Source organism: Pseudomonas abieticivorans, from assembly GCF_023509015.1.
Classification (GTDB): domain Bacteria; phylum Pseudomonadota; class Gammaproteobacteria; order Pseudomonadales; family Pseudomonadaceae; genus Aquipseudomonas; species Aquipseudomonas abieticivorans.
This window is the reverse complement of the sequence record NZ_CP094975.1, coordinates 3,163,367-3,188,439: the sequence shown is the minus strand read 5'-3', so window position 1 is coordinate 3,188,439 and position 25,073 is coordinate 3,163,367. Positions and strand designations below refer to the sequence as shown.

The 25,073-nt window shown below is 61.2% G+C and carries 22 protein-coding genes; 16 read left to right on the top strand and 6 right to left on the bottom strand.

What is annotated here, in order from left to right; all coding sequences use genetic code 11:
* The first annotated feature begins 6 nt into the window (after window positions 1-6).
* A complete protein-coding gene (locus tag L9B60_RS14460) occupies window positions 7-993 on the top strand; it encodes an alpha/beta hydrolase family protein (RefSeq protein WP_249679479.1) in 987 nt (328 codons plus the stop codon).
* Between the two features lie 48 nt (window positions 994-1,041).
* Here L9B60_RS14460 and L9B60_RS14455 read toward each other — a convergent pair whose 3' ends face one another.
* From L9B60_RS14455 to L9B60_RS14445, 3 genes are read right to left on the bottom strand one after another with little or no spacing between them, the layout of a single operon-like run.
* On the bottom strand, window positions 1,042-1,809 hold the full coding sequence (locus tag L9B60_RS14455; RefSeq protein WP_249679478.1) for a TerB family tellurite resistance protein: 768 nt from the start codon (window positions 1,807-1,809) through the stop codon (window positions 1,042-1,044).
* Between the two features lies 1 nt (window position 1,810).
* A complete protein-coding gene (gene murU, locus L9B60_RS14450; RefSeq protein WP_249679477.1) occupies window positions 1,811-2,482 on the bottom strand; it encodes an N-acetylmuramate alpha-1-phosphate uridylyltransferase MurU in 672 nt (223 codons plus the stop codon).
* Entirely contained in the window at window positions 2,479-3,504 is a 1,026-nt protein-coding gene (locus L9B60_RS14445; RefSeq protein WP_249679476.1) for an aminoglycoside phosphotransferase family protein, read from the bottom strand. Before L9B60_RS14445 ends, murU begins: the two co-directional genes overlap by 4 nt.
* Window positions 3,505-3,634: 130 nt before the next feature.
* Between L9B60_RS14445 and L9B60_RS14440 the strand changes: the two genes are divergently transcribed.
* The 11 genes from L9B60_RS14440 (at window position 3,635) to L9B60_RS14390 (ending at window position 17,654) form a co-directional block, all read left to right on the top strand.
* The gene (locus tag L9B60_RS14440; RefSeq protein ID WP_249679475.1) at window positions 3,635-6,400 is read left to right on the top strand and encodes an LPS-assembly protein LptD; all 2,766 of its coding nucleotides are present in this window, start codon (window positions 3,635-3,637) and stop codon (window positions 6,398-6,400) included.
* 28 nt (window positions 6,401-6,428) lie between these two features.
* Entirely contained in the window at window positions 6,429-7,697 is a 1,269-nt protein-coding gene (locus L9B60_RS14435; RefSeq protein WP_249679745.1) for a peptidylprolyl isomerase, read from the top strand.
* Window positions 7,694-8,683, top strand: a complete 990-nt coding sequence (pdxA, locus tag L9B60_RS14430) for a 4-hydroxythreonine-4-phosphate dehydrogenase PdxA (protein WP_249679474.1) — start codon at window positions 7,694-7,696, stop codon at window positions 8,681-8,683. Before L9B60_RS14435 ends, pdxA begins: the two co-directional genes overlap by 4 nt.
* On the top strand, window positions 8,680-9,486 hold the full coding sequence (gene rsmA, locus L9B60_RS14425) for a 16S rRNA (adenine(1518)-N(6)/adenine(1519)-N(6))-dimethyltransferase RsmA (RefSeq protein WP_249679473.1): 807 nt from the start codon (window positions 8,680-8,682) through the stop codon (window positions 9,484-9,486). The genes pdxA and rsmA overlap by 4 nt, the downstream gene beginning before the upstream one ends.
* A 108-nt stretch (window positions 9,487-9,594) precedes the next feature.
* Window positions 9,595-9,975: a Co2+/Mg2+ efflux facilitator ApaG/CorD gene (gene apaG / locus L9B60_RS14420; protein ID WP_249679472.1), complete on the top strand. Its 381-nt coding sequence runs from the start codon at window positions 9,595-9,597 to the stop codon at window positions 9,973-9,975.
* On the top strand, window positions 9,975-10,847 hold the full coding sequence (locus L9B60_RS14415) for a symmetrical bis(5'-nucleosyl)-tetraphosphatase (protein ID WP_249679471.1): 873 nt from the start codon (window positions 9,975-9,977) through the stop codon (window positions 10,845-10,847). The genes apaG and L9B60_RS14415 overlap by 1 nt, the downstream gene beginning before the upstream one ends.
* A 30-nt stretch (window positions 10,848-10,877) precedes the next feature.
* Window positions 10,878-11,207 (top strand): thiosulfate sulfurtransferase GlpE, encoded by a 330-nt coding sequence (gene glpE, locus L9B60_RS14410; RefSeq protein ID WP_249679470.1) that lies wholly within the window; start codon window positions 10,878-10,880, stop codon window positions 11,205-11,207.
* A 278-nt stretch (window positions 11,208-11,485) separates the two neighbouring features.
* On the top strand, window positions 11,486-13,408 hold the full coding sequence (locus L9B60_RS14405; protein WP_249679469.1) for a PrkA family serine protein kinase: 1,923 nt from the start codon (window positions 11,486-11,488) through the stop codon (window positions 13,406-13,408).
* A gap of 122 nt (window positions 13,409-13,530) precedes the next feature.
* Window positions 13,531-14,802, top strand: coding sequence for a YeaH/YhbH family protein (locus tag L9B60_RS14400; protein WP_249679468.1), 1,272 nt, complete (start codon window positions 13,531-13,533; stop codon window positions 14,800-14,802).
* On the top strand, window positions 14,799-16,361 hold the full coding sequence (locus L9B60_RS14395) for a SpoVR family protein (RefSeq protein ID WP_249679467.1): 1,563 nt from the start codon (window positions 14,799-14,801) through the stop codon (window positions 16,359-16,361). Before L9B60_RS14400 ends, L9B60_RS14395 begins: the two co-directional genes overlap by 4 nt.
* A 66-nt stretch (window positions 16,362-16,427) precedes the next feature.
* Window positions 16,428-17,654 carry a multifunctional CCA addition/repair protein gene (locus L9B60_RS14390; RefSeq protein ID WP_249679466.1) on the top strand — a complete coding sequence of 409 codons (1,227 nt, stop codon included), beginning with the start codon at window positions 16,428-16,430 and terminating at the stop codon, window positions 17,652-17,654.
* Between the two features lie 68 nt (window positions 17,655-17,722).
* On the opposite strand, the gene folK is transcribed toward L9B60_RS14390, so the two are convergent.
* Window positions 17,723-18,223, bottom strand: coding sequence for a 2-amino-4-hydroxy-6-hydroxymethyldihydropteridine diphosphokinase (folK, locus tag L9B60_RS14385; RefSeq protein WP_249679465.1), 501 nt, complete (start codon window positions 18,221-18,223; stop codon window positions 17,723-17,725).
* Window positions 18,214-18,567 carry a dihydroneopterin aldolase gene (gene folB, locus L9B60_RS14380; protein WP_249679464.1) on the bottom strand — a complete coding sequence of 118 codons (354 nt, stop codon included), beginning with the start codon at window positions 18,565-18,567 and terminating at the stop codon, window positions 18,214-18,216. Before folB ends, folK begins: the two co-directional genes overlap by 10 nt.
* 74 nt (window positions 18,568-18,641) lie before the next feature.
* Between folB and plsY the strand changes: the two genes are divergently transcribed.
* Window positions 18,642-19,211 (top strand): glycerol-3-phosphate 1-O-acyltransferase PlsY, encoded by a 570-nt coding sequence (plsY, locus tag L9B60_RS14375; RefSeq protein WP_249679463.1) that lies wholly within the window; start codon window positions 18,642-18,644, stop codon window positions 19,209-19,211.
* A 26-nt stretch (window positions 19,212-19,237) separates the two neighbouring features.
* Here the strand turns inward: plsY and tsaD are convergent, their stop codons facing one another.
* Complete coding sequence (gene tsaD / locus L9B60_RS14370) at window positions 19,238-20,263, bottom strand: tRNA (adenosine(37)-N6)-threonylcarbamoyltransferase complex transferase subunit TsaD (RefSeq protein WP_249679744.1); 1,026 nt, start codon at window positions 20,261-20,263, stop codon at window positions 19,238-19,240.
* Window positions 20,264-20,465: 202 nt separating this feature from the next.
* Here tsaD and rpsU point away from each other — a divergent pair, with 202 nt between their 5' ends.
* The 3 genes from rpsU (at window position 20,466) to rpoD (ending at window position 24,946) form a co-directional block, all read left to right on the top strand.
* Complete coding sequence (gene rpsU, locus L9B60_RS14365) at window positions 20,466-20,681, top strand: 30S ribosomal protein S21 (RefSeq protein WP_002551877.1); 216 nt, start codon at window positions 20,466-20,468, stop codon at window positions 20,679-20,681.
* 364 nt (window positions 20,682-21,045) lie between these two features.
* The gene (dnaG, locus tag L9B60_RS14360; protein WP_249679462.1) at window positions 21,046-23,028 is read left to right on the top strand and encodes a DNA primase; all 1,983 of its coding nucleotides are present in this window, start codon (window positions 21,046-21,048) and stop codon (window positions 23,026-23,028) included.
* Window positions 23,029-23,095: 67 nt separating this feature from the next.
* A complete protein-coding gene (rpoD, locus tag L9B60_RS14355; RefSeq protein ID WP_249679461.1) occupies window positions 23,096-24,946 on the top strand; it encodes an RNA polymerase sigma factor RpoD in 1,851 nt (616 codons plus the stop codon).
* The last annotated feature ends 127 nt before the right edge of the window (window positions 24,947-25,073 follow it).

Below are 25,073 nucleotides of genomic sequence, written 5' to 3'. Positions count from 1 at the left end.
TATCCAATGCCCTCAATCTACCGCACAACGCTGCCAGCGTTCTGCCTATCGTTGCTGCTGCCCTGCCTGCTGCCGGCCAACGCTGCACAGTCGGAAAAAAAGCCAGCCACCGATCAAGCCGCGCCTGCACCCATCGTCGAGCGCGCCCCCGTGCTCGATCGCAGCCAGGAAGACAGCCTGGCCCTGGAGCGACAACTGCCACAGGCTGAACAGCAAACCTTGCAAGCCGGTAGCGACAGCTTCCTGGCCTTGTGGAAACCTGCCAACAGCGCCGACCCGGCGGGCGCCGTGGTCATCGTCCCCGGTACCGGGGAAAGCGCTGATTGGCCGGTGGCCGTGGGCCCGGTACGGCAAAAACTGCCCGACGCCCATTGGCAAAGCTTGAGCCTGACCCTGCCTGACCTGTTGGCCGATGCACCGGTGGCCCGCGCGCCCGATAAGCCGGCGCCCCCCGCCCAGGCCGAGAGCAAGGCCACGCCACCGGTGGTCAAGTCGGTGGAACAGGACACGGCCGTGGAGAACCCGGACAGCAGCGCCTCGGCCAACTCCCCGGAAGAACAGGCCAAGGCCGATGCCGAACGCATCTTCGCGCGCATCGACGCCGGCATTGCCTTTGCCCAGCAGCAAAAGGCCCGCACCATCGTGCTGATGGGCCACGGCACCGGCGCCTATTGGGCTGCTCGCTACTTCAAAGAGCGCCAACAACCCCACGCCCAGCGATTGCTGATGGTGGCGCCCATGACGCCGACCAATGCCAAGCAAAGCCTGGAAGAACTGGCGCCCAGCCTCAAAGTGGCGACCGGCGACATTTATTACATCGACAGCAACACCGCCCGCGATGCCGCGCGCGAACGCTTGCAGGCCAGCAAGCGTATGAAGAGCGGTGGCTATACCCAGGTTGGGCTCAAGGCATTGCCGGGCAACACGTCGGCCGAGCAGGAGCAGTTGTTCCGGCGGATTCGCGGTTGGTTGAGCCCGGAAAAGATCGACTGAATACACGCTTCACGATGGGCCGGCACGCCGGCTCATCCATGAATACACTCAGCGAAAATCCCGCCGCTCACGAATCAGCGAATAGGCGCCGTGCAACTCCCGGGTCCGCTCGGTGGCCTCGCGCACCTGAGCCGCGCTTGCGCCACTGCCGGCCAACTTGTCCGGGTGGTGGCGGCTGATCAGGCGACGATAGGCGCGCTTGATCTGTTCAGGCTCGGTGGTGGCGGCAACACCAAGCAGCTTCAAAGCCTCCTGGTAAGACCCCGCGCCATCGCCCAAGGGCTTGCGCTGCGGCTCATACTCGGCAGACAAACCCTGCACCCGCAGCGAAGTCCAGCCCAGCCATTTACCCCACTGCACCAGCAACAAGCGCTCGTTGCGGGTGGCCTTGCCGTCGGCCCAGACCATCCGCCAACCAGCGCGCAGCGCGCCTTCGGCGGCATTGGGTTGGCGGGCAAGCTTTTCCAGATGGGCCTGCAAGCGGTCGCCGCCGGCTTTGCCACGGTTAAAGGCCATGATTGCGCGGCGCTGCCCGGCGTCACTCAAGCCCAGCGCGCGCATTTCCTGGCGCGCCTGCTGGATATGCGGCTCCCCCACGCGCCCGTCACTCTTGGCCAGGCGCCCCAGCAACACGAACAGCAGTTCATCGTCACGCAAGGCCCCGCGCCCGCTCAGTCGCTCGCGCAACTGCGCCCAGCTCTCCAATTGCAAGCGCCGATCCATGGCTTGCCCCAGCAACGCCCCCAGCAATGCGCCGGGTATGGAGGCAATGGCAAAACCGGCTCCGGCGCCAATCACGGTCCCTGGCCACAACATCTCAGGGACGCTCGCTCAACAGTTGCTCGACCTCGGCCAATCGTTCATGGGTACCCACATCGACCCAACGGCCGCCGAAGTGCTCGCCACTGACCTGCCCCGCCTCGATCGCGGTACGAAACAACGGCGCCAACTTGAACGCCCCCGCCACACAGCCATCGAACAGCCGCGGGCTGAGCACCGAGATGCCACTGTAGGTCAGGCGCGCAGCAGCATCGGCATCCTCACGTACCTGGCCGTCGACGATGGAAAAATCACCCACCGGGTGATGCGCCGGGTTGTCGACCATCACCAGGTAAGCCAGCCCTTCCAGCGGCTGGCGCAGCGTGGCGAAGTCGTAGTCGGTCCAGATATCACCGTTGACCACCACGAAAGGCTCATCGCCTAACAACGGCAACGCCTTGAAAATGCCGCCACCGGTTTCCAGCGGCTCGCCTTCGGCGGAGTAACGGATACTCACGCCAAAGCGCGAGCCATCGCCCAGGTGGTCCTCGATCTGCTGGCCCAGCCAGGCATGGTTGATGACGATGTCGGTAAACCCGGCGTCGGCCAATGCCCGCAGGTGGAATTCGATCAACGGCACACCGCCGGCGCGTATCAGCGGCTTGGGCGTGTGCAGGGTCAACGGGCGCAGGCGTTCGCCCTTGCCGGCAGCCAGAATCATCGCTTTCATGCGCGGGCCTCGCTTGGAGTACGCAGGCTATCGAGCAACACCTTCAGGTCAGCCAGTTCCGGCCGACGCGCCAGCACCGCATCGATATAGTCGAAAAAGCGCGGTACATCGGCCAGGTAGCGCGGCTTGCCGTCGCGGTGGCAAATGCGCGCAAAGATGCCGATGACCTTCAGGTGGCGCTGCACGCCCATCAGATCACAGGCCCGGTGGAACGCCGCAAAGTTGTCCTGCACTGGAATGCCGACCGCCTGCGCGGCCTGCCAATAGTCGTTCAGCCAGGCAAGCACCCGCTCTTCAGGCCAGCTCAGGAACGCGTCCTTGAACAGGCAAGTGATGTCGTAAGTGACCGGGCCGTACACCGCATCCTGGAAGTCCAGCACCCCAGGGTTTGGCTCGCTGTGCATCAGGTTGCGCGGCATGAAGTCACGGTGCACCAGCACTTTGGGCTGGGCCAGGGCACTGTCGATCAACAGGTCGCTGGCACGTTGCCAGGCAGCCCGCTGCTGCTCGTCGAACTGCACGCCCAATTCGCGGCCCACGTACCACTCAGGAAACAATTCCAGTTCGCGGCGCAGCAGTGCCACGTCATAGCTGGGCAAAGGCGCGTCCATGGGCAATTGCTGGAAAGCCAGCAAGGCCTCGATCGCGTCCTTGAACAGGACGTCGGCGTTGGCCGCGTCAATCACGTCCAGGTAGGTCTTGTTACCTAGGTCATTGAGCAGCAAAAAGCCCCGATCGAGGTCCTGGGCAAAAATTTCCGGAACATTTATCCCGGATTTTTTTAGCAAAGCAGCGATTTCGACGAAGGGTTTGCAGTTTTCCTGGGGGGGTGGCGCGTCCATTATGATGAAACTTCGGCCCTCGCCCTCCCAGCGAAAATAACGTCGGAAGCTTGCGTCACTACTGGCCGCGGTCAACGTGGCCGGGGGTACGGCGCCCCAGCCCTCGGCCTGGAAGCGTTTGGCCAGTTGCTCGTCGAGCCAGACTTTGAGGTGTTGCAGGCGTACATCTTGATCGGGCATTGCAGAGGTCTCCGACGGCGCTAGCCGTCAAGCGGGTCATGCTTTATTATCCAGCATCTTTTTCAGACCATCGAGAGGCGTGCGGCCCCCCCGCGGGCGAGATGGCACGCAGGAAGCCCGGACTAATAAGATGGCATTGAAATCCCCCGCGTTTCGTAGAAAATTTCCGTTGCTGATCACTGGCAGTCTGCTGGCGATGCAACCCTTAGCCACGCCGTTCGCGGTCGCTGCCGAACAGTATGACTGTTCCGTATCGGCTGCGGGTACCTGGGACTGCAAACCCAAGGCTGATGTCGGCGCCTTGCCGCCACGCCCCGTGCACGAAGGTGGAGGCCTGCCCGACGATGTCGTCGGCACGGCGACACCTGCGGCCGAGGCAAAGGCCAAGGGCCCGATGCTGGTCACCCAAGCCAAGGGCAAGGGCCTGACGTCGCGCAGTGCCGACTACAGCCACCTGGACTGGGTGCCACGCGAGAAGCTCACCCCTGCGCAACTTGCCGAGACCGGCCCGTATTGCTCCGGCAACTACGAGGAACCGCTGCGCCCTGGCATGAACGACAAGACGTCGAAAAAAGACGCCCCTACGTTCATCGGTGCAAAAGCCTCGCGCTACCAGCAGGAAGAGCAGGTCGCGACCATGGCCGGTGACGTCGTCATGCGCCAGGGCAGCATGCAGATCGAGGCCGACGAGGCCAGCCTGCACCAGGCCGAGAACCGCGGCACGCTGGACGGCAACGTCAAGCTGCGCGACAACGGCACGCTGATGGTTGGTGACCACGCCGAGGTGCAACTGGACACCGGCGCGGCCCAGGTCGACAACGCCGAATACGTGATGCACAAGCAAGGCATTCGCGGCAACGCGCTGTATGCCAAGCGTGCCGAAGACGCCATCATCCGCCTCAAGGATGGTACCTACACCACGTGCGAACCGAACAGCAACGCCTGGACCATCAAGGGCAACAACATCACCTTGAACCCGGCGACCGGCTTCGGTACCGCGACCAACGCAACCTTGCGCGTGCATGACTTCCCGGTCCTGTACACCCCGTATATCTATTTCCCGATCGACGACCGTCGTCAGTCCGGCTTCCTGCCGCCAAGCATTGGCAGCGGCAGCAAGACTGGCCTGTCCCTGGTCACGCCGTACTACTTCAACCTGGCACCCAACTACGATGCCACGTTGTACCCGCACTACATGGCCAAGAACGGCTTGCTGATGGAAGGCGAGTTCCGCTACCTGACCAAGTCAAGCGAAGGCCAGTTCGGCGGCGGCTACCTGAACGACGAAAACGACGATCGCAAGCTGCAGACCGACTACAGCAAAGACCGCTGGATGATCAACTGGCAGCATAAAGGCGGCTTGGATCAGCGTCTGACCTATAAGGTCGACTACACCGATATCAGCGACCCGTACTACTTCCAGGATCTGGAGACCTACCAGATCGGCGTGAAGCACGGCGACTTTATCAACCAGCAGGCAGCGACCTACTATCGTGGTGACAACTACGTGGCGGGCCTGAACGTGCAGGCGTACAAGCTGACGACGGTTTCGGATATCACGCCGTACGACCGCCTGCCACAGCTGACGTTGAATGGCCAGTTGCCGTTCCACCCGGAAGGCCTGGACTTCAGCTACGCGACCGAAGCCGTGCGCTTCGAGCGTAGCCTTGAGACCGGCAATTACACCGACGAGGACGGTGGGGTCACTTCGCGTATTGATAACAACGTGGCAGGTTTGGCGCGCGCCAACGGTACCCGTTTGAACCTGGCGCCTGAAATCAGCCGTCCGTTCAACTGGACGTGGGGCTACGTCAAGCCAACTATCAAGTACATGTATACCCAGTACGATCTGGATCTGGACTCCCAAGGCAAGAGCACGCTGCAGACCGGCGAGTCATTCAACAGCACCCAGAACCGTTCGGTACCGATCTACAGCGTCGACAGCGGCCTGTACTTCGACCGTAACACCAACTGGTTCGGTACCGACTACCGCCAGACGCTGGAACCGCGCCTCTACTACCTGAATGTCCCGTATGTTAACCAGACCGACATTCCGGTATTCGACACCGCCGAAAACGTCTTCAGCTACGGTTCGCTGTTCCGCGACAACCGCTTCTCCGGCACCGACCGCGTCGGCGATGAGAACAAGCTGTCGCTGGGCATCACCAACCGCTGGATCGAAGACAACGGCTTTGAACGCCAGCGCTTCAGCATCGGTGAAGCCGTGTACTTCCAAGACCGCAAGGTTCAGTTGCCAGGTATCGACTACTCCACCCGCGAGGAAGCCCTGGCCAACCGTTCGCCGTATGCCCTGGAATACGAGTACCACTTCAACCGCGACTGGCGATTCAATTCGGACTTCAACTGGGACCCGGACACCAAAACCACCCGTTCGGGCAGTGGCATGTTCCACTACCAGCCTGAAGACAACCCGAACAAGATCGTCAACTTCGGTTATCGCTACCGCAACGACCTGGTCCACTACGACTCCTCCACCGGCAAGTGGGGCTTCGGCGGTGACTATGGCACCCCGGGCGACCCGAACTACGTGAAGGACTACTACAAAATCCAGCAACATGACTTCTCGGTCATGTGGCCTTTGGTTCCGCAGTGGAACGCCATCGCTCGCTGGCAGTATGACTACAACCGCAATCGCACACTGGAAGCCTTTGGTGGTTTCGAATACGACAGCTGCTGCTGGAAACTGCGCCTGATCAACCGCTACTGGGTTGACTACGACGAGTTCAGCCAGGCACTGCCGCAGAACGAAAAAGGCGACCATGGGGTCTTCCTGCAGATCGTGCTCAAAGGGCTCGGTGGCGTGGTAGGCACAAAAGTCGAGAGTTTCCTCGACAAAGGCATTCAAGGTTATCAACAACGTGAAGACGCTTTCTGATTGTCTGCGCCCGCTGTTGCTGGGCGCAATGTTGCTGGCTGGCGTGGTGCACGCCGAAGTCGTACCGCTGGACAGCGTGGTGGCCATCGTCGATAACGACGTGGTCATGAAGAGCCAACTGGACCAGCGTGTCCACGAGGTTCAATCCACCATTTCCAAGCGGGGCGGCGCGTTGCCACCGACCAGCGTGCTGGAGCCTCAGGTTCTGGAGCGCTTGATCGTCGAGAACCTGCAGCTGCAAATCGGTGATCGCTCCGGTATCCGGATCACCGACGAAGAGTTGAACCAGGCGATCGGCACCATTGCCCAGCGCAATAACATGAACGTTGATCAGTTCAAGGCAGCCCTGGCACACGACGGCCTGTCCTATAACGACGCCCGCGACCAAGTGCGCCGTGAAATGATCATCAGCCGCGTGCGCCAGCGTCGCGTGGCAGAGCGCATCCAGGTGTCGGAACAGGAAGTGAAGAACTTCCTGGCTTCCGACATGGGCAAGGCGCAACTGTCCGAAGAAGTGCACCTGGCCAACATCCTGATCCCGACGCCGCAAAGCGCCAACGCCGAGGCCATCCAGACCGCGGCGGCCCAGGCCAAGGCGGTGTACGACCAGCTCAAGGCCGGTGCCGACTTCGGCCAGATGGCCGTGGCCAAGTCCTCCAGCGACAACGCACTGGAAGGCGGCGACATGGGTTTCCGCAAGGCAGCCCAACTGCCTCCGCCGTTTGACAGCATGCTGAGCAGCATGTCGGTGGGCGACATCACCCCGCCGACCCGCACGCCGGGTGGCTTCATCATCCTCAAGGTGCTGGAGAAGCGCGGCGGTGGCACCCAGACCCGTGACGAAGTGCATGTTCGCCACATTCTGGTCAAGCCTAGCGAAATCCGTACCGAAGCACAGACCAAGGCCTTGGCCGAGGCGCTGTACAACCGCATCCAGTCGGGTGAGGATTTCGGCACGCTGGCCAAGCAGTATTCGGAAGACCCGGGCTCGGCGCTTAATGGCGGCGACCTGAACTGGATCGACCCGAACTCGCTGGTGCCGGAGTTCCGCGACGTGATGGCCAATACCGAAGTGGGCAAGCTGTCCAAGCCGTTCAAGACTCAATACGGCTGGCACGTATTGGAAGTACTGGGCCGCCGCGCAACCGATGCCACCGAACAGGCTCGCGAGCAACAGGCCATGACCGTGCTGCGTAACCGCAAATACGACGAAGAACTGCAGAACTGGCTACGCCAGATCCGCGACGAAGCCTACGTCGAGATCAAACTGCCTGGCGTCGACCAGGCTGCGCAGTGAAACGCCCGCGTTTCGCCCTGACGCCCGGTGAACCGGCAGGCATAGGCCCCGACCTGTGCCTGCTGCTCGCCGGGCAGCGCCAACCGCACCCCCTGATTGCCATTACCAGCCGTGACCTGCTCGCCGAGCGGGCCACGCAACTGGGCGTGGCCGTCACCTTGCTGAGCGTGACCCCGGATGCATTCCCCGACGCACCTGCCGAACCTGGCAGCCTGTACGTGTGGGACACGCCCTTGGGCGCCCCCGTGGTGACCGGGCAACTGGATACCCGCAACGCCGCCTTCGTTTTGCAAACCTTGACCCGCGCGGGCCAAGGCTGCCTGGACGGGCATTTTGCCGGGATGATCACGGCCCCCGTACATAAGGGTGTGATCAACGAAGGCGGCATCGCCTTTTCCGGCCACACCGAATTCCTGGCCGAGCTGACTCACACCGAACAGGTGGTGATGCTGCTGGCCACCCACGGTCTGCGCGTGGCACTGGTGACCACTCACCTGCCGCTGCGGCAGGTCGCCGATGCGATTACCCCTGAACGCCTGGAGCGGGTCACCCGCATCCTGCATGCCGACCTGATCGAAAAGTTCGGCATCGCCCAGCCCCGTATCCTGGTGTGCGGGCTCAACCCCCATGCCGGCGAAGGTGGGCACCTGGGGCGCGAAGAGATCGACATCATCGAACCTACACTTGCGCGTTTGCGCGGTGAAGGCATGGACCTGCGCGGTCCCCTGCCCGCCGACACGCTGTTTACCCCCAAATATCTGGAGCACTGCGATGCAGTGCTGGCGATGTACCATGACCAGGGCCTGCCCGTACTCAAGTACAAAGGCTTCGGCGCTGCCGTCAACGTGACCCTGGGCCTGCCGATCATCCGCACGTCCGTGGACCATGGCACGGCACTGGACCTGGCCGGCAGCGGCCGGATCGACACCGGCAGCCTGCAGGTCGCCCTGGAAACCGCCTACCAGATGGCCGAGACCCGAACATGACTGAGCAATACCAACACAAGGCGCGCAAGCGCTTCGGCCAGAACTTTTTGCACGACGCCGGCGTCATCGACCGCATCCTGCGCGCGATTCGCGCCCGCGAAGGCGAGCGCATGCTGGAAATCGGGCCGGGCCAGGGCGCCCTCACCGAAGGTATCCTGAGCAGCGGCGCACAGCTGGACGTGGTCGAGCTGGACAAGGACCTGATCCCGATCCTCAATCAGCAGTTTGCCGGCAAGAGCAACTTCAGCCTGCATCAGGGCGACGCACTGAAGTTCGACTTCAATAGCCTGGGCGCCGAGCCTGGCACCCTGCGGGTGGTCGGCAACCTGCCGTACAACATTTCTACGCCGCTGATCTTCCACCTGCTGAAAAACGCAGCCCTGATCCGCGACATGCATTTCATGCTGCAAAAGGAAGTGGTCGAACGCCTGGCCGCAGGCCCTGGCGGCGGCGACTGGGGCCGTTTGTCGATCATGGTGCAGTACCACTGTCGCGTGGAACACCTGTTCAACGTGGGCCCGGGCGCATTCAATCCGCCGCCCAAGGTGGACTCGGCAATCGTGCGCCTGGTGCCGCACGAAGTGCTGCCCTTCCCGGCCAAGGACCATCGCCTGCTGGAGCGCGTGGTACGCGAAGCCTTCAACCAGCGCCGCAAAACCCTGCGCAACACGCTCAAGGCCCTGCTGAGCAACGACGAAATCCAGGCTGCCGGCGTCGATGGCAGCCTGCGCCCAGAACAGCTCGACCTGGCCGCCTTCGTGCGCCTGGCCGACAAGCTTGCCGAACAGCCCGCCGCCAGCTGATCCATGCGACATCCTGTACCGCCCTTCCAGGTGCGGCGCAGGATGGCCTAGACTGACGGAACCGGCCAAACCCGGCTTCATCCGCTTCTCGCTTTTAAGGCCCCTTGCATGTCCGACCCCCGTTATCAGATCGACGTCAGTGTGGTGACCCGCTATCTCACCGAGCAGTCGCAGCCCGATCAGCAGCGCTTTGCCTTTGCCTACACCATCACCGTGAAGAACAACGGCGAACTGCCCGCCAAGCTGCTCTCGCGGCACTGGGTGATCACCGACGGTGACGGCCACGTGGAAGAAGTGCGCGGCGCCGGCGTGGTCGGCCAGCAACCCTTGATCGGCGTTGGCCAAAGCCACACCTACAGCAGTGGCACGGTGATGACCAGCCAGGTCGGCACCATGCAGGGCAGCTACGAGATGAAGGCTGAAGACGGCAAGCTGTTCGACGCGGTGATCGCGCCCTTCCGCCTTGCCGTGCCCGGGGCCCTGCACTGATGGCGGTATACGCCGTCGGTGACCTTCAAGGCTGCCTGGAACCGCTCAAGTGCTTGCTCGACCGGGTGGCCTTCCACCCGGCCCATGATCGTCTGTGGCTGGTGGGTGACCTGGTCAACCGCGGCCCGCAATCACTGGAAACCCTACGCTTTCTATATGGCATGCGCGAGTCGCTGGTGTGCGTGCTGGGCAATCATGACCTGCACCTGCTGGCCGCCGGCAACAACATCGAACGCCTGAAAAAGGGCGATACCCTGCGTGAGATCCTCGAGGCACCCGATGCCCCCGAGTTGCTCGGCTGGCTGCGCCAACAAAAACTGCTGCACTTTGACGAACAACGCGACATGGCCTTGGTGCACGCGGGCATCCCGCCCCAGTGGTCCCTGAAGAAGGCCTTGCGCCTGGCGGCCGAGGTCGAGGCCGCGCTGCACGATGACAACCTGTTCAAGCCCTACCTGGACGGCATGTACGGCAACGAGCCGAACAAGTGGGACAACGACCTCAAGGGCGTGGCCCGCCTACGCGTCATCACTAACTACTTCACCCGCATGCGCTTCTGCACCCTGGACGGCAAACTCGACCTCAAGGGCAAGGAAGGCGCCGACACCGCCCCGCCAGGCTTCGCACCGTGGTTCGCCCACCGCGACCGCAAGACCAAGGGCCTGAAGATCGTGTTCGGCCACTGGGCGGCCCTGGAAGGCCGCTGCAACGAGCCAGGCGTGTTCGCCCTGGACACCGGCTGCGTATGGGGCGGTGCCATGACCCTGATGAACATCGACACCGGTGTGCGCTACCAGTGCGCGTGCGACGATAGCGGCCACCTGCGCCCGCCCGTCAGCCCCACCATCGCCGGCCACAACGCCAGCCGCTAGAATGGGCCCATTGCCCGAGGAGCTTCAGCCATGACCGAATTCAAACGCATCCCCCCCGAGCAGGCCCAAGCCCTGCGCGAACAAGGCGCCGTGGTGGTCGACGTGCGCGACCCACAAACCTTTGCCGCCAGCCACATCGCCGGTGCCACGCACCTGGACAACCACTCCCTGCACAATTTCATCACCCAGGCCGACCTCGACAAGCCGGTGGTCGTGGTGTGCTACCACGGCAACTCCAGCCAGAGCGCCGCAGCCTACCTGGTGGGCCAGGGGTTCTCGGATGTGTACAGCCTGGATGGCGGCTTCGAACTGTGGAAAACCATTTACCCGGCAGAAACCGCAACGGCCTCTGCTGAATAATATTTTTATGACCGTCTATCCCGCGCCCCACGCGGGTTAGCGCGCTGACTGACGAACGGTCAGCGCAACTTATTGCTTCTCACGCCTTGAAGTCTGAGATTACCAACTATCCTTAAGCGCAGGCCATCCAAAACAGGGGAGAGCCGGTACACCGACGCGCGGGTCATCGGTAGCGACTTCAGGTGTTTGGGGGGTAACAGCAACCGGCTTTGTCGGTTGTCTGCCAGCATCAACTGATTGATCCGACGTCGGCTCCACGTATCGAGCGAGGTGACGTCATGAGTATTTTTAGCCACTTCCAACAACGTTTCGAGTCCACCCGTCAGGAAGAGCTCTCGCTGCAGGAGTATCTGGAGCTCTGCAAAAAGGATCGCAGCACTTACGCTTCGGCGGCTGAGCGCCTACTGATGGCCATTGGCGAACCTGAGCTGCTCGACACATCGAGCAACTCCAGGCTGTCGCGGATATTCTCCAACAAGGTGATCCGCCGCTACCCCGCCTTCGAAGACTTTCACGGCATGGAAGAGTGCATCGACCAGATCGTGTCCTACTTCCGCCACGCAGCCCAAGGCCTGGAAGAGAAGAAACAAATTCTCTACCTGCTCGGCCCCGTGGGTGGCGGTAAGTCTTCGCTGGCGGAAAAACTCAAACAGCTGATCGAAAAAATCCCGTTCTACGCCATCAAGGATTCACCGGTGTTCGAATCGCCCCTTGGGCTGTTCAATGCCACCGAAGACGGCGCGATCCTGGAAGAAGATTTCGGCATCCCGCGGCGCTACCTCAATACCATCATGTCGCCCTGGGCGACCAAGCGACTGGCCGAGTTCGGGGGCGATATCAGCCAGTTCCGCGTGGTCAAACTCTACCCCTCCATCCTCAACCAGATCGCCGTCGCCAAGACCGAACCTGGCGACGAAAACAACCAGGACATCTCTGCCCTGGTGGGTAAAGTCGATATTCGCAAGCTCGAAGAGTACCCACAGAACGACGCCGACGCGTACAGCTACTCGGGCGCCCTGTGCCGGGCCAACCAAGGCCTGATGGAATTCGTCGAGATGTTCAAGGCCCCGATCAAGGTCTTGCACCCACTGCTCACCGCCACCCAGGAAGGTAACTACAACAGTACCGAAGGCCTGGGCGCTATCCCCTATTCCGGCATCCTGCTGGCCCACTCCAACGAATCGGAATGGCACAGCTTTCGCAACAACAAGAACAACGAGGCGTTCATCGACCGGATCTACATCGTCAAGGTGCCGTACTGCCTGCGCGTCAGCGATGAAATCAAGATCTACGACAAGCTCCTGTTCAACAGCTCCCTGGCCAAGGCGCACTGCGCGCCCGACACCCTGAAGATGCTGGCGCAGTTCACCGTGCTATCGCGCCTCAAAGAGCCGGAGAACTCCAACATCTATTCCAAGATGCGCGTGTATGACGGCGAGAACCTCAAGGACACCGACCCCAAGGCCAAGTCGATCCAGGAATACCGCGACAGCGCTGGCGTGGACGAGGGCATGAATGGCCTGTCGACCCGTTTCGCGTTCAAGATCCTGTCCAAGGTGTTCAACTTCGACCCACACGAAATCGCCGCCAACCCGGTGCACCTGCTGTATGTGCTGGAGCAGCAGATCGAACAGGAGCAATTCCCCGCCGAAGTGCGTGAGCGCTACCTGCGCTACCTGAAAGAGTACCTGGCGCCGCGCTACATCGAGTTCATCGGCAAGGAAATCCAGACCGCGTACCTGGAGTCCTACAGCGAATACGGGCAAAACATCTTCGACCGTTACGTGCTGTACGCCGACTTCTGGATTCAGGACCAGGAGTACCGCGACCCGGAAACCGGCGAAATTCTCAACCGTGTGGCACTCAACGAAGAACTGGAAAAAATCGAGAAACCGGCAGGCATCAGCAATCCGAAGGATTTCCGCAACGAGATCGTCAACTTCGTGCTGCGTGCCCGGGCCAACAATAACGGCAAGAACCCCACCTGGCTCAGCTACGAGAAGCTGCGCGTGGTCATCGAGAAGAAAATGTTCTCGAACACCGAGGATCTGCTGCCGGTTATCAGCTTCAACGCAAAAGCCAGCAAAGAGGACCAGCAAAAACACAACGACTTCGTTACGCGAATGGTCGAACGCGGGTACACCGACAAACAGGTACGGCTTCTTTCCGAATGGTACCTACGGGTCCGGAAATCGCAGTGAAGCAGCTGCAAGCTTCTAGCGACAAGCTGCAAGAGAAACGCGGTTGAGCTCCGGTCATGGAGCCTGACAGCTCTTTCGCTTGCAGCTTGAAGCTTACGACTTGAAGCTCCCCGGAGGGGCCTATGAGCTACGTGATCGACCGACGCCTTAACGGCAAGAACAAGAGCACGGTGAACCGCCAGCGATTCCTGCGGCGTTACCGTGACCACATCAAGAAGGCAGTTGAAGAAGCCGTGAGCCGGCGCTCCATTACCGACATGGAACACGGCGAACAGATCAGCATCCCTGGCCGTGATATCGACGAGCCAGTGCTGCACCATGGCCGCGGCGGCAAACAGACCGTGGTGCACCCCGGCAACAAGGAATTCACTGCAGGCGAGCACATCGCCCGCCCACAAGGGGGTGGCGGCGGCAAGGGGCCAGGCAAGGCCGGCAACTCCGGCGAGGGCATGGACGAATTCGTCTTCCAGATCACCCAGGAAGAATTTCTCGAATTCATGTTCGAAGACCTCGAACTGCCCAACCTGGTGAAACGCAACCTCACCGGCACCGACACCTACAAAACCGTACGCGCCGGCATCAGCAACGAGGGCAACCCCTCGCGCATCAATATCATCCGCACCCTGCGTTCAGCCCATGCCCGGCGCATCGCCTTGTCGGGCAGCAGCCGCGCCAAACTCAAGGAAGCCCAGGCAGAACTGGCCCGCCTCAAACGCGACGAACCCGATAACTTCGGCGATATCCAGGAAACAGAGGCGGAAATCGAGCGTTTAAGCGCGCGTATTCACCGGGTACCGTTTCTCGACACTTTCGATTTGAAATACAACCTGCTGGTCAAGCACCCCAACCCCAGCTCCAAGGCGGTGATGTTTTGCCTGATGGACGTATCGGGCTCAATGACCCAGGCCACCAAGGACATCGCCAAGCGCTTCTTCATCCTGCTGTACCTGTTTCTCAAGCGTAACTACGACAAGATCGAAGTGGTGTTCATCCGCCACCACACCAGCGCCCGCGAAGTGGACGAGGAAGAGTTCTTCTATTCCCGCGAAACCGGCGGCACCATCGTTTCCAGTGCATTAAAATTGATGCAGGAGATCATGGCCGAGCGCTACCCCACCAGCGAATGGAACATCTACGCAGCCCAGGCTTCGGACGGTGACAACTGGAACGACGACTCGCCCATCTGCCGGGAAATCCTCACCAAGCAGATCATGCCGTTCGTGCAGTACTACACCTACGTGGAAATCACCCCACGTGAGCACCAGGCACTGTGGTTCGAATATGAACGGATCGGTGAATCCTTTGCCGATACCTTTGCCCAGCAACAACTGGTTTCGGCCGGCGATATCTATCCGGTCTTCCGTGAACTCTTCCAGCGCAGGTTAGCCACATGACCGCCAGAGAGCAGAAACGCCAGCCCCTTTCCACGGGTTCAGAGTGGACGTTCGAACTGATCCAGGCCTACGACCGGGAGATCAGCCGCATCGCCGACCGTTATGCCCTGGACACCTACCCCAACCAGATCGAGGTGATCACCGCCGAGCAGATGATGGACGCCTATGCGTCCGTCGGCATGCCGCTGGGCTATCACCATTGGTCCTACGGCAAGCACTTCCTCAGCACCGAGAAATCCTACACGCGGGGCCAGATGGGCCTGGCCTATGAGATTGTCATCAACTCAGACCCCTGCATTGCCTACCTGATGGAAGAAAACACCATCTGCATGCAAGCACTGGTGGTGGCGCACGCCTGTTATGGCCACAACAGCTTCTTCAAGGGCAATTACCTGTTCCGCACCTGGACCGACGCCAGCTCGATCATCGACTACCTGGTGTTTGCCAAGCAGTACATCATGCAGTGCGAGGAGCGCCATGGCATCGATGCCGTGGAAGACCTGCTCGACTCCTGCCACGCGTTGATGAACTACGGCGTGGACCGCTACAAGCGCCCCTACCCTATTTCTGCCGAAGAGGAACGGCGCCGGCAAAAGGACCGTGAAGAGCACCTGCAAAAGCAGATCAACGACCTGTGGCGCACTATTCCCAAGAGTGCCGGCAAGAACAGCGACCGCGACGACGCGCGTTTTCCCGCCGAACCTCAGGAGAACATTCTCTACTTCATCGAGAAACACGCCCCGCTGCTGGAGCCTTGGCAACGTGAGATCGTGCGCATCGTGCGCAAGATAGCGCAGTACTTCTACCCGCAACGCCAGACCCAAGTGATGAACGAAGGCTGGGCAACGTTCTGGCACTACACACTGATGAACGACCTGTACGACGAAGGCCTGGTGACTGACGGCTTCATGATGGAGTTTTTGCAGTCGCACACCAGCGTGGTCTACCAACCGGGCTTCGACAGCCCCTATTACAGCGGCATCAACCCCTACGCCCTGGGCTTTGCCATGTACCGCGACATCCGGCGCATGTGCGAACACCCTACCGACGAAGATCGCCACTGGTTCCCCGACATTGCCGGCAGTGATTGGCTATCTACTATCAAGTTCGCCATGAGCAGCTTCAAGGACGAGAGCTTTATCCTGCAGTACCTATCACCCCAAGTGATCCGCGACTTGAAATTGTTCAGCATCATGGACGACGACCAGCGGGACGACCTGCTGGTGCCAGCCATCCATGACGAGCCGGGCTACCGGATCATTCGTGAAACCCTGGCCGCCCAGTACAACCTGGGCAACCGCGAACCCAACGTGCAAATCTACAGCATCGACCGGCGCGGTGATCGCTCGCTGACCCTGCGCCATCAGCAACATGACCGCAAACCGCTGGGCGATTCGACCGAGGAAGTGCTCAAACACCTGCATCGGCTGTGGGGCTTCGATATCCACCTGGAAACCTTGCAAGGCGACCAGATCATGAAGACCCACCACGTGCCCCCCAGAAACGATCACTCAGAGGGCGATTACGGGCGGCTTGACCTGTCTGTCGTGCACCTTTGAACCCACCGTCAACCTCCGCGGGCCCCGCGCAACAGGTTATCCTGTGAGGCCAACGGAGGTTTTTTCATGCAGATCTACAAAGTTGGCGGCGCGGTACGCGATCGCCTGCTAGGCCAAGCGGTCACCGACATCGACTGGGTGGTGGTGGGCGCCACCGCCGAGCAAATGCTTGCCAAGGGCTACCGGCCCGTGGGCTCGGATTTCCCGGTTTTCCTGCACCCGCAAAGCGGCGAGGAATATGCCTTGGCCCGCACCGAGCGCAAGAGCGGACGCGGCTATGGCGGCTTCGTGTTCCATGCAAGCCCGGACGTGACGCTGGAGCAGGACCTGATTCGCCGCGACCTGACCATCAATGCCATGGCCGAGGACGATAACGGCAATCTGACCGACCCTTACCATGGCCAGCAAGACCTCCAGAACCGTGTTCTACGCCACGTATCGCCGGCGTTCGCCGAAGATCCTTTGCGCGTGTTGCGGGTAGCGCGCTTTGCCGCGCGCTATGCCAGCCTCGGCTTTACCGTGGCTGCCGAAACCTTGGTGTTGATGCACCAGCTCAGTGAATCCGGCGAACTGCAGGCTCTGACACCCGAGCGCAGCTGGAAGGAAATTTCCCGAGCCCTGATGGAGGACCAACCCCAGGTCTTCGTCCAGGTTCTACGTGATTGCGCTGCGCTCAAGGAGCTGATGCCCGAAGTGGATGCCCTATTTGGCGTACCGCAGCCAGAAGCGCATCACCCGGAGATCGACAGCGGCGTGCACACCCTAAGCGTACTGGAACAGGCCGCCAAGCACCGCCAGCCGCTGACGGTACGCTGGGCCTGCCTGGTACATGACGTGGGCAAGGGCATCACCCCGCCCAGCGAATGGCCGCGGCACATCGCCCACGAGCATCGCGGGCTAAAGCTGATCAAGGCGATCAACGAGCGCTTCAAAGTGCCGCGGGACTGCCAGGAACTGGCACTGCTGGTAGGCCAATACCATACCCATGGTCACCGGGCCCTGGAGCTGAAACCCTCGACGTTGCTGGACCTGCTACAGAGTTTCGACGTGTATCGCCGCCCGCAACGCTTTGAAGAATTCATCGTGGCGTGCGAGATGGATGCGCGGGGGCGGCTGGGGCTTGAAGAGCGGGCTTATCCACAGGCCGATTACCTGCGCGGGGCGGCCGAGGCGGCGCGCTCGGTGGCGGTGCAGCCGTTGGTCGAGGCGGGTTATACCGGCAAGGAGCTGGGTGAGGCGCTGAAGGGGGAGCGGTTGAAGGCGTTGACCGCGTATAAAAGCGCTCGGATTTGAGTCGGCTGTTTCGCGGATAAATCCGCTCCTACACGGATGTCCCGTGGGAGCGATTTATCCGCGAGCGATCAAATTGCCTGGCCACGCCACTCAAACGCAACCTGCGCCAGCACCTGATCAATCCGCGCCTCACGCCACAGCTCATCAAACCGCTGATTGACCCCTGGGTGAATCACATCTGGAGCAATCAGCGACAACGGCCACAATACAAACGCGTTTTTCAGAATTTCGGCGCGCGGCAGGACCAATCCGTCGAAGTTACCCACAAGATCGCCGTACATCAGTACATCGATATCCAGCGGCAAACCCTTGCGATCCGGCGCGTAACGGCCATTGTCGGCCTCGATGAACTTAAGCCGGCGGTCCAGCTCCATCAACGGCATGTCGGTCAGCGCGGTGACCACCAGGTTGAAAAATGGACCACTCTTGATCCCCACCGGCTGGCTTTCGAACACCGCCGAGCACTCCATCTGCTGGAGAAAACCGGCCAAGGCATCAAGCCCCGCACACAAATGGGTCTCCCGGTCGATGTTGCTGCCCAGGCCCAGGTAGATCCGTGTCAGCGACATCCGCGCTCGATCTCCACGCCCACGCCTTTGGCAGCCGCCACGGCGCCCGGCTTGGTCAACTTGAGGTGCACCCAGGGGATGTTGAACTCGCTCATCAATACTTCGACCAGGCGCTCGGCGAAGGTCTCTACCAACTGGTACTGAGTGCTTTGGGCAAAAGCCTGGATACGGGTCGACACGCTGGCGTAGTCCAGGGCCAAGGTCAGGTCATCACCGGCCGCAGCGGGGCGGTTGTCCCACGCAAAGCTCAGGTCCAGGCGCAGGCACTGGCGAATGCCGCGTTCCCAGTCATAGGCACCGATCACGGTGTCAACTTCCAGGCCCTCGATAAAAACTCTGTCCAAGCACTTCTCTCCGCTGCACGACAAGGGCGCAATGCGCCGTTAGAATCAGGGCGTCCTCGCCCGGAATAGTTAGCATGTTTTGGTTACTGGCGTTACTGGCCTACCTGCTTGGCTCGCTGTCCTTTGCCATTGTCCTCAGTCGCCTGACGGGCAACCCCGACCCGCGCATGAGCGGTTCCGGCAATGCCGGCGCCACCAACATGTTGCGCTTGGCGGGCAAAAAACTCGCCATCCTCACCCTGCTCGGCGACCTGTGCAAGGGCCTGCTGCCGGTGCTGGTGGCCAAATTGGTCGGCCTGGGCCTGCAAGAGCAGGCCTGGGTCGGCTTGTGCGCGGTCATCGGCCACCTCTACCCGCTGTACTTCAACTTCAAGGGCGGCAAAGGCGTGGCGACCGCTGCCGGCATGATGCTCGGCCTCTACCCGCCTGCCGCCCTCCTGGCGGCCTTGGCGTGGGCACTGACCTTCTACCTCACCCGCACCAGCTCCCTGGCCGCGTTGATCGCAACGCCACTGACCCTGCCATTGGTCGCCTGGCGCGAGCCCGAGGCCCTGCTGCCCATGGCGGTCCTGACGCTGCTGATCGTATGGCGGCATCGCGGCAATCTACGCGACCTGTTCGCCGGGCGCGAACGGCATTTTTGAATCGGCCCGGTGAACATCGCTCAGGTTCAAATGGCGGGCAACTGCTCCATCGGCCAACGCGCCTGCACGCTGATGGCCAAGGTTTCGTGCTGCCCGGCCTGCAGGCGCTGGCACCCGGCGTAGGCAATCATCGCGCCGTTGTCAGTGCAGAACTCGGGGCGCGCATAGAACACATTGCCCTTGAACTCACCCAGCATTTTTTCCAGTGACTCGCGCAATGCCTTGTTGGCGCTGACGCCACCGGCGATAACCAGGCGATTGAGCCCGGTCAATTTAAGTGCGCGTCGGCACTTGATGGTCAGAGTCTCTACCACCGCCTGCTGGAAGGCCAGCGAGATGTCGCAGCGGGCTTGATCGTTGTCGTCCCCAGCGCTCTGGCATTGCTGCCAGGTATTGAGGGCAAAGGTTTTCAGGCCGCTGAAACTGAACATCAGGCCCGGGCGATCGCACATCGGCCGCGGGAAGGTGAACCTGCCCGGCACGCCCTGGGCAGCCAGGCGAGCGATTTCAGGGCCACCCGGATAATTCAGGCCCATCATCTTGGCGCTCTTGTCGAACGCTTCGCCGGCTGCGTCATCCAGGGTTTCACCGAGCAGCTCGTATTGGCCGATGCCATCGACCCGAACCAGCTGCGTATGCCCCCCCGACACCAACAAAGCGACGAACGGGAATTCCGGTGGCTGGGCCTCCAGCATGGGGGCCAACAGATGCCCCTCCATGTGGTGCACGCCGAGTGCCGGGATACCCCAGGCAAAGGCCAGCGCCTGGGCGCAGGAAGCCCCTACCAACAGCGCCCCAACCAGCCCGGGACCCGCGGTGTAGGCGATGGCGTCGATCTCGGTGGCCACGCAGTCGGCCTCGGTCAACACCTGGCGAATCAGCGGCAGCATGCGCTTTACATGGTCGCGCGAGGCGAGTTCAGGCACCACGCCACCATAGGCGCGATGCAGGTCGATCTGGCTGAACAGCGCGTCGGCCAGCAGGCCGCGTTCGCTGTCGTATAATGCGACTCCAGTTTCGTCGCAGGACGTTTCCAATCCCAGTACTAGCATGGTCCCGGCCTTGTTGAGGCTGAATTCGAAGGCGCGCATGATAGTCGTCACTCAGGGCCCCGGCCAGCGGTTTTCGATCAGAGGCTTTGCATTCCGGTCGTCTAAGGGTTAACATCCGCAACCCTTAAAAACCGACGTACTCCAGCGCGATTTTTTCCGCCATGAGTTCGTTGTCCCCGGTAATGAATGAAGGTAGCTCTGGATGCCAGCCGTCAAAGTTAAAGAGAACGAACCCTTCGACGTAGCTCTGCGTCGTTTCAAGCGCTCCTGCGAAAAAGCCGGTGTACTGGCTGAAGTTCGTAGCCGCGAATTTTACGAGAAGCCAACTTCTGAGCGTAAGCGCAAAGCAGCAGCCGCTGTTAAGCGTCACGCCAAGAAAGTACAGCGCGAACAGCGCCGCGCCGTTCGTCTGTACTAATACACAGACGTCCGTCGAAAGCTTCTGCCTCGCCCGGCCTACAGCCGGGCTGCCGGCAGTTGCAGCTTTACCCTCGCACTTCGGTGCATAGGGCTGCCGAGCTCGCTCACGCGTGCAAAGCAAACCTGCCTAAAACGTCAGAGCTGGCCTTGGCCAGATCGTGCACGTCACACTGACGAGTCCTCACGGGCTGCAGACGAGCACACCTAACTTCCCAAAGTTACAGCTTCCCACTTCGACCCCAGCTTTTGCTGCTCGAACGTGAAGCCGTTTCCGACGTACAAGCAAGACCAGAAAGCGCCACCGCTGGCCTTTCCACAGATTACACTCCACCACAGCTTCCAAGCCTGATGATGAGAGCGCCATGGCCGGGCTGATCCCCCAAGGTTTTATCGACGACCTACTCAACCGCACCGACATCGTCGATGTGGTGACTTCGCGCCTGCAAATGAAGAAAGCAGGCAAGAACTACACGGCCTGCTGCCCGTTCCACAAGGAAAAGACCCCTTCGTTCAGCGTCAGCCCCGACAAGCAGTTCTATTACTGCTTTGGCTGCGGCGCCGGTGGCAACGCCCTTGGCTTCATCATGGACCACGACAACCTGGATTTCCCCCAGGCCGTGGAGGAACTGGCCAAGGCGGCCGGCATGGAAGTGCCGCGCGAAGAAGGCGGGCGCAGCAGCAAGCCACGCCAGCCTACCGATTCGCCCCTGTACCCACTGCTGACGGCAGCGGCCGAATACTATCGCCAGGCGCTCAAGAGCCACCCTGCGCGCCGGGCCGCCGTCGACTACCTGAAGGGCCGCGGCCTGTCCGGGGAAATTGCCCGCGACTTCGGCCTGGGGTTCGCCCCGCCCGGCTGGGACAACCTGTTCAAGCACCTGAGCAGCGACACCCTGCAGCAAAAGGCCATGATCGACGCCGGCCTGCTGATCGAGAATGCCGAAAGTGGTAAGCGCTACGACCGCTTTCGCGACCGGGTCATCTTCCCGATCCGCGACAGCCGTGGCCGTGTGATTGCCTTTGGCGGCCGGGTGCTGGGCGACGACAAGCCCAAGTACCTGAACTCCCCGGAAACCCCGGTGTTCCATAAGGGCCAAGAGCTGTACGGGCTGTTCGAGGCGCGCAAGCATAACCGCAACCTCGACGAGATCATCGTGGTCGAGGGCTACATGGACGTGATCGCGCTGGCCCAGCAGGGCCTGCGCAACGCCGTGGCCACCCTGGGCACGGCCACCAGCGAAGAACACCTGAAAAGGCTGTACCGCGTGGTGCCCAGCGTGCTGTTCTGCTTCGACGGCGACTCGGCCGGGCGCAAAGCCGCCTGGCGGGCCCTGGAGGCTGCACTACCGGCCCTGCAGGATGGGCGCAAGGCGCGCTTTCTGTTCCTGCCCGAAGGCGAAGACCCGGACACCCTGGTGCGCGCCGAAGGCACCGACGCTTTCAAGGCGCGGATCAACCAGCACGCGCAACCGTTGGCCGATTATTTCTTCCAGCAACTAACGGAAGAAGCCGACCCGCGCTCGCTCGAGGGCAAGGCGCACATGGCCACCCTGGCGGCGCCACTGATCGACAAGGTGCTCGGTGCCAACCTGCGCGCATTGATGCGCAACCGCTTGAGCGAGATCACCGGGCTCAACAGCGATACCATGAACCAGTTGGCGCACAACGCCCCCGCCGAGGCGCCGCCGGCGTACGACCCGCACATCGATTACGACGCGATACCCGACTACACGCCCGACTACGGCGACTTCCACGGCCAGCAGGGCTACCAGCCCCAGCAGCAGGAATGGACGCCGAACAAAGGCGCCGGGCAAAAGGGTTTCGGGCAGAAAAAATGGGAAGGCAAGCCCTGGGACAAGAAGGGCGGCAAACGCGGCGAGTTCGAACCACGTGCCCCGCGCGTGCCGACCACCGTCGAACCACCAACGCTCAGTGCGTTGCGCACCCTGCTGCACCATCCGCAACTGGCGGAAAAGGTCGAGGATGCCAGCCACTTTGCCGACGAAGAGCATGTCTACGCCCAACTATTGGTGGCCCTGCTCGAAGCCTTGCAAAAGAATCCTAAGCTACGCTCTTTACAGTTGATTGCTCGCTGGCACGGCACCGAACAGGGTCGCTTGCTGCGCGCACTGGCTGAAAAGGAGTGGCTAATCGATGCCGACAACCTTGAACAACAGTTTTTCGACACCATAACTAGTCTGTCCGCCCGCCAACGCGAGCGAACACTGGAACATCTGCTGCGTAAAGCACGTCAAAGTGAACTGACGGCAGATGAAAAAAACCAGCTGCGCGAGTTATTAAGTCGCAATGTTCACGCACAAACCCCGACCTCAACTGGCGCGTGAGGTCCTAGCTCGGGTATAATCCTCGGCTTGTTTTTTGCCCGCCAAGACCTTCAGTGGATAGGGTGTTATGTCCGGAAAAGCGCAACAGCAGTCTCGCATCAAAGAGTTGATCACCCGCGGTCGTGAGCAGGGCTACCTGACTTACGCGGAGGTCAACGACCACCTGCCGGAGGATATTTCAGATCCGGAACAGGTGGAAGACATCATCCGCATGATCAACGACATGGGGATCAACGTATTCGAGAGTGCTCCGGATGCGGATGCCCTTTTGTTGGCCGAAGCCGACACCGACGAAGCCGCCGCTGAAGAAGCCGCCGCAGCGTTGGCGGCCGTGGAAACCGACATCGGTCGCACCACCGACCCCGTGCGCATGTACATGCGTGAAATGGGTACCGTGGAGCTGCTGACGCGTGAAGGCGAAATCGAAATCGCCAAACGCATCGAAGAGGGCATCCGTGAAGTGATGGGCGCAATTGCGCACTTCCCCGGCACGGTTGAACACATCCTCTCCGAATACGATCGCGTCACCACCGAAGGTGGCCGCCTGTCCGACGTCCTGAGCGGTTATATCGACCCGGACGACGGCATTGCGGCGCCTGCGGAAATGCCTCCGCCCGTCGACCCCAAAGCCGCTCCTGCGGCCGACAAGGACGATGACGAAGAGGAGAACGCCGAAAGCAGCGACGACGAGGAAGAGACCGAAAGCGGTCCGGACCCGGTCATTGCCGCCCAGCGTTTCGGTGCCGTGTCCGAACAGATGGACATCACCCTCAAGGCCCTGAAAAAGCACGGTCGCGACAGCAAGCAAGGCATCGCCGAGCTGCTGGCCCTGGCCGAGCTGTTCATGCCGATCAAGTTGGTGCCCAAGCAGTTCGAAGGCCTGGTTGAACGTGTTCGCGGTGCCCTGGATCGTCTGCGTCAGCAAGAGCGCGCGATCATGCAACTGTGCGTTCGTGATGCACGCATGCCGCGTGCCGACTTCCTGCGTCTGTTCCCGAGCAACGAAGTGGACCAGACCTGGGCCGGTGACCTGGCCAAGCGCAGCACCAAATGGGCCGAAGCCCTGGGCCGCCTGAACGCCGACATCGTCCGTTGCCAGCAGAAGCTGATCGATCTCGAAACCGAGACCGGCCTGACCATCGCTGACATCAAGGACATCAACCGTCGCATGTCGATCGGCGAGGCCAAGGCCCGCCGCGCGAAGAAAGAGATGGTTGAAGCGAACTTGCGTCTGGTGATCTCCATCGCCAAGAAGTACACCAACCGTGGCTTGCAGTTCCTCGACCTGATCCAGGAAGGCAACATCGGCTTGATGAAAGCGGTGGACAAGTTCGAATACCGTCGCGGGTACAAGTTCTCGACGTACGCCACCTGGTGGATCCGTCAGGCCATTACCCGTTCGATCGCCGACCAGGCACGCACCATCCGTATTCCGGTGCACATGATCGAGACGATCAACAAGCTCAACCGTATTTCCCGGCAGATGCTGCAGGAAATGGGTCGCGAACCGACCCCGGAAGAGCTGGGTGAACGCATGGAGATGCCTGAGGACAAGATCCGCAAGGTATTGAAGATCGCCAAAGAGCCGATCTCCATGGAAACACCGATCGGTGACGACGAAGATTCGCACCTGGGTGACTTCATCGAAGACTCGACCATGCAGTCGCCAATCGATGTCGCTACCGTTGAAAGCCTCAAGGAAGCCACCCGCGACGTACTGTCCGGCCTGACTGCCCGTGAAGCCAAGGTCCTGCGCATGCGCTTCGGGATCGACATGAATACCGACCACACGCTGGAAGAGGTTGGTAAGCAGTTCGATGTAACCCGCGAGCGGATTCGTCAGATCGAAGCCAAGGCGCTGCGCAAGTTGCGCCACCCGACGAGAAGCGAGCATCTACGCTCTTTCCTCGACGAGTGATACCAAACCCCCGGCCCAGCCGGGGGTTTTGTTTTATGGCATTAAGCCTGCAAAAGATCCTGCCCGCCCCTCCCCTGCACGCCCGACCCGTCTACACTCGAATCATTTCCCCGGTGTAATGAGGCCT

Coding starts and splice junctions, on each gene's coding strand:
- L9B60_RS14460 (WP_249679479.1), top strand. CDS start 7: ATGCCCTCAATCTACCGCACAACGCTGCCAGCGTTCTGCCTATCGTTG.
- L9B60_RS14455 (WP_249679478.1), bottom strand. CDS start 1,809: ATGTTGTGGCCAGGGACCGTGATTGGCGCCGGAGCCGGTTTTGCCATT.
- murU (WP_249679477.1), bottom strand. CDS start 2,482: ATGAAAGCGATGATTCTGGCTGCCGGCAAGGGCGAACGCCTGCGCCCG.
- L9B60_RS14445 (WP_249679476.1), bottom strand. CDS start 3,504: ATGCCCGATCAAGATGTACGCCTGCAACACCTCAAAGTCTGGCTCGAC.
- L9B60_RS14440 (WP_249679475.1), top strand. CDS start 3,635: ATGGCATTGAAATCCCCCGCGTTTCGTAGAAAATTTCCGTTGCTGATC.
- L9B60_RS14435 (WP_249679745.1), top strand. CDS start 6,429: ATGTTGCTGGCTGGCGTGGTGCACGCCGAAGTCGTACCGCTGGACAGC.
- rsmA (WP_249679473.1), top strand. CDS start 8,680: ATGACTGAGCAATACCAACACAAGGCGCGCAAGCGCTTCGGCCAGAAC.
- apaG (WP_249679472.1), top strand. CDS start 9,595: ATGTCCGACCCCCGTTATCAGATCGACGTCAGTGTGGTGACCCGCTAT.
- L9B60_RS14415 (WP_249679471.1), top strand. CDS start 9,975: ATGGCGGTATACGCCGTCGGTGACCTTCAAGGCTGCCTGGAACCGCTC.
- glpE (WP_249679470.1), top strand. CDS start 10,878: ATGACCGAATTCAAACGCATCCCCCCCGAGCAGGCCCAAGCCCTGCGC.
- L9B60_RS14405 (WP_249679469.1), top strand. CDS start 11,486: ATGAGTATTTTTAGCCACTTCCAACAACGTTTCGAGTCCACCCGTCAG.
- L9B60_RS14400 (WP_249679468.1), top strand. CDS start 13,531: ATGAGCTACGTGATCGACCGACGCCTTAACGGCAAGAACAAGAGCACG.
- L9B60_RS14395 (WP_249679467.1), top strand. CDS start 14,799: ATGACCGCCAGAGAGCAGAAACGCCAGCCCCTTTCCACGGGTTCAGAG.
- L9B60_RS14390 (WP_249679466.1), top strand. CDS start 16,428: ATGCAGATCTACAAAGTTGGCGGCGCGGTACGCGATCGCCTGCTAGGC.
- folK (WP_249679465.1), bottom strand. CDS start 18,223: ATGTCGCTGACACGGATCTACCTGGGCCTGGGCAGCAACATCGACCGG.
- plsY (WP_249679463.1), top strand. CDS start 18,642: ATGTTTTGGTTACTGGCGTTACTGGCCTACCTGCTTGGCTCGCTGTCC.
- tsaD (WP_249679744.1), bottom strand. CDS start 20,263: ATGCTAGTACTGGGATTGGAAACGTCCTGCGACGAAACTGGAGTCGCA.
- rpsU (WP_002551877.1), top strand. CDS start 20,466: ATGCCAGCCGTCAAAGTTAAAGAGAACGAACCCTTCGACGTAGCTCTG.
- dnaG (WP_249679462.1), top strand. CDS start 21,046: ATGGCCGGGCTGATCCCCCAAGGTTTTATCGACGACCTACTCAACCGC.
- rpoD (WP_249679461.1), top strand. CDS start 23,096: ATGTCCGGAAAAGCGCAACAGCAGTCTCGCATCAAAGAGTTGATCACC.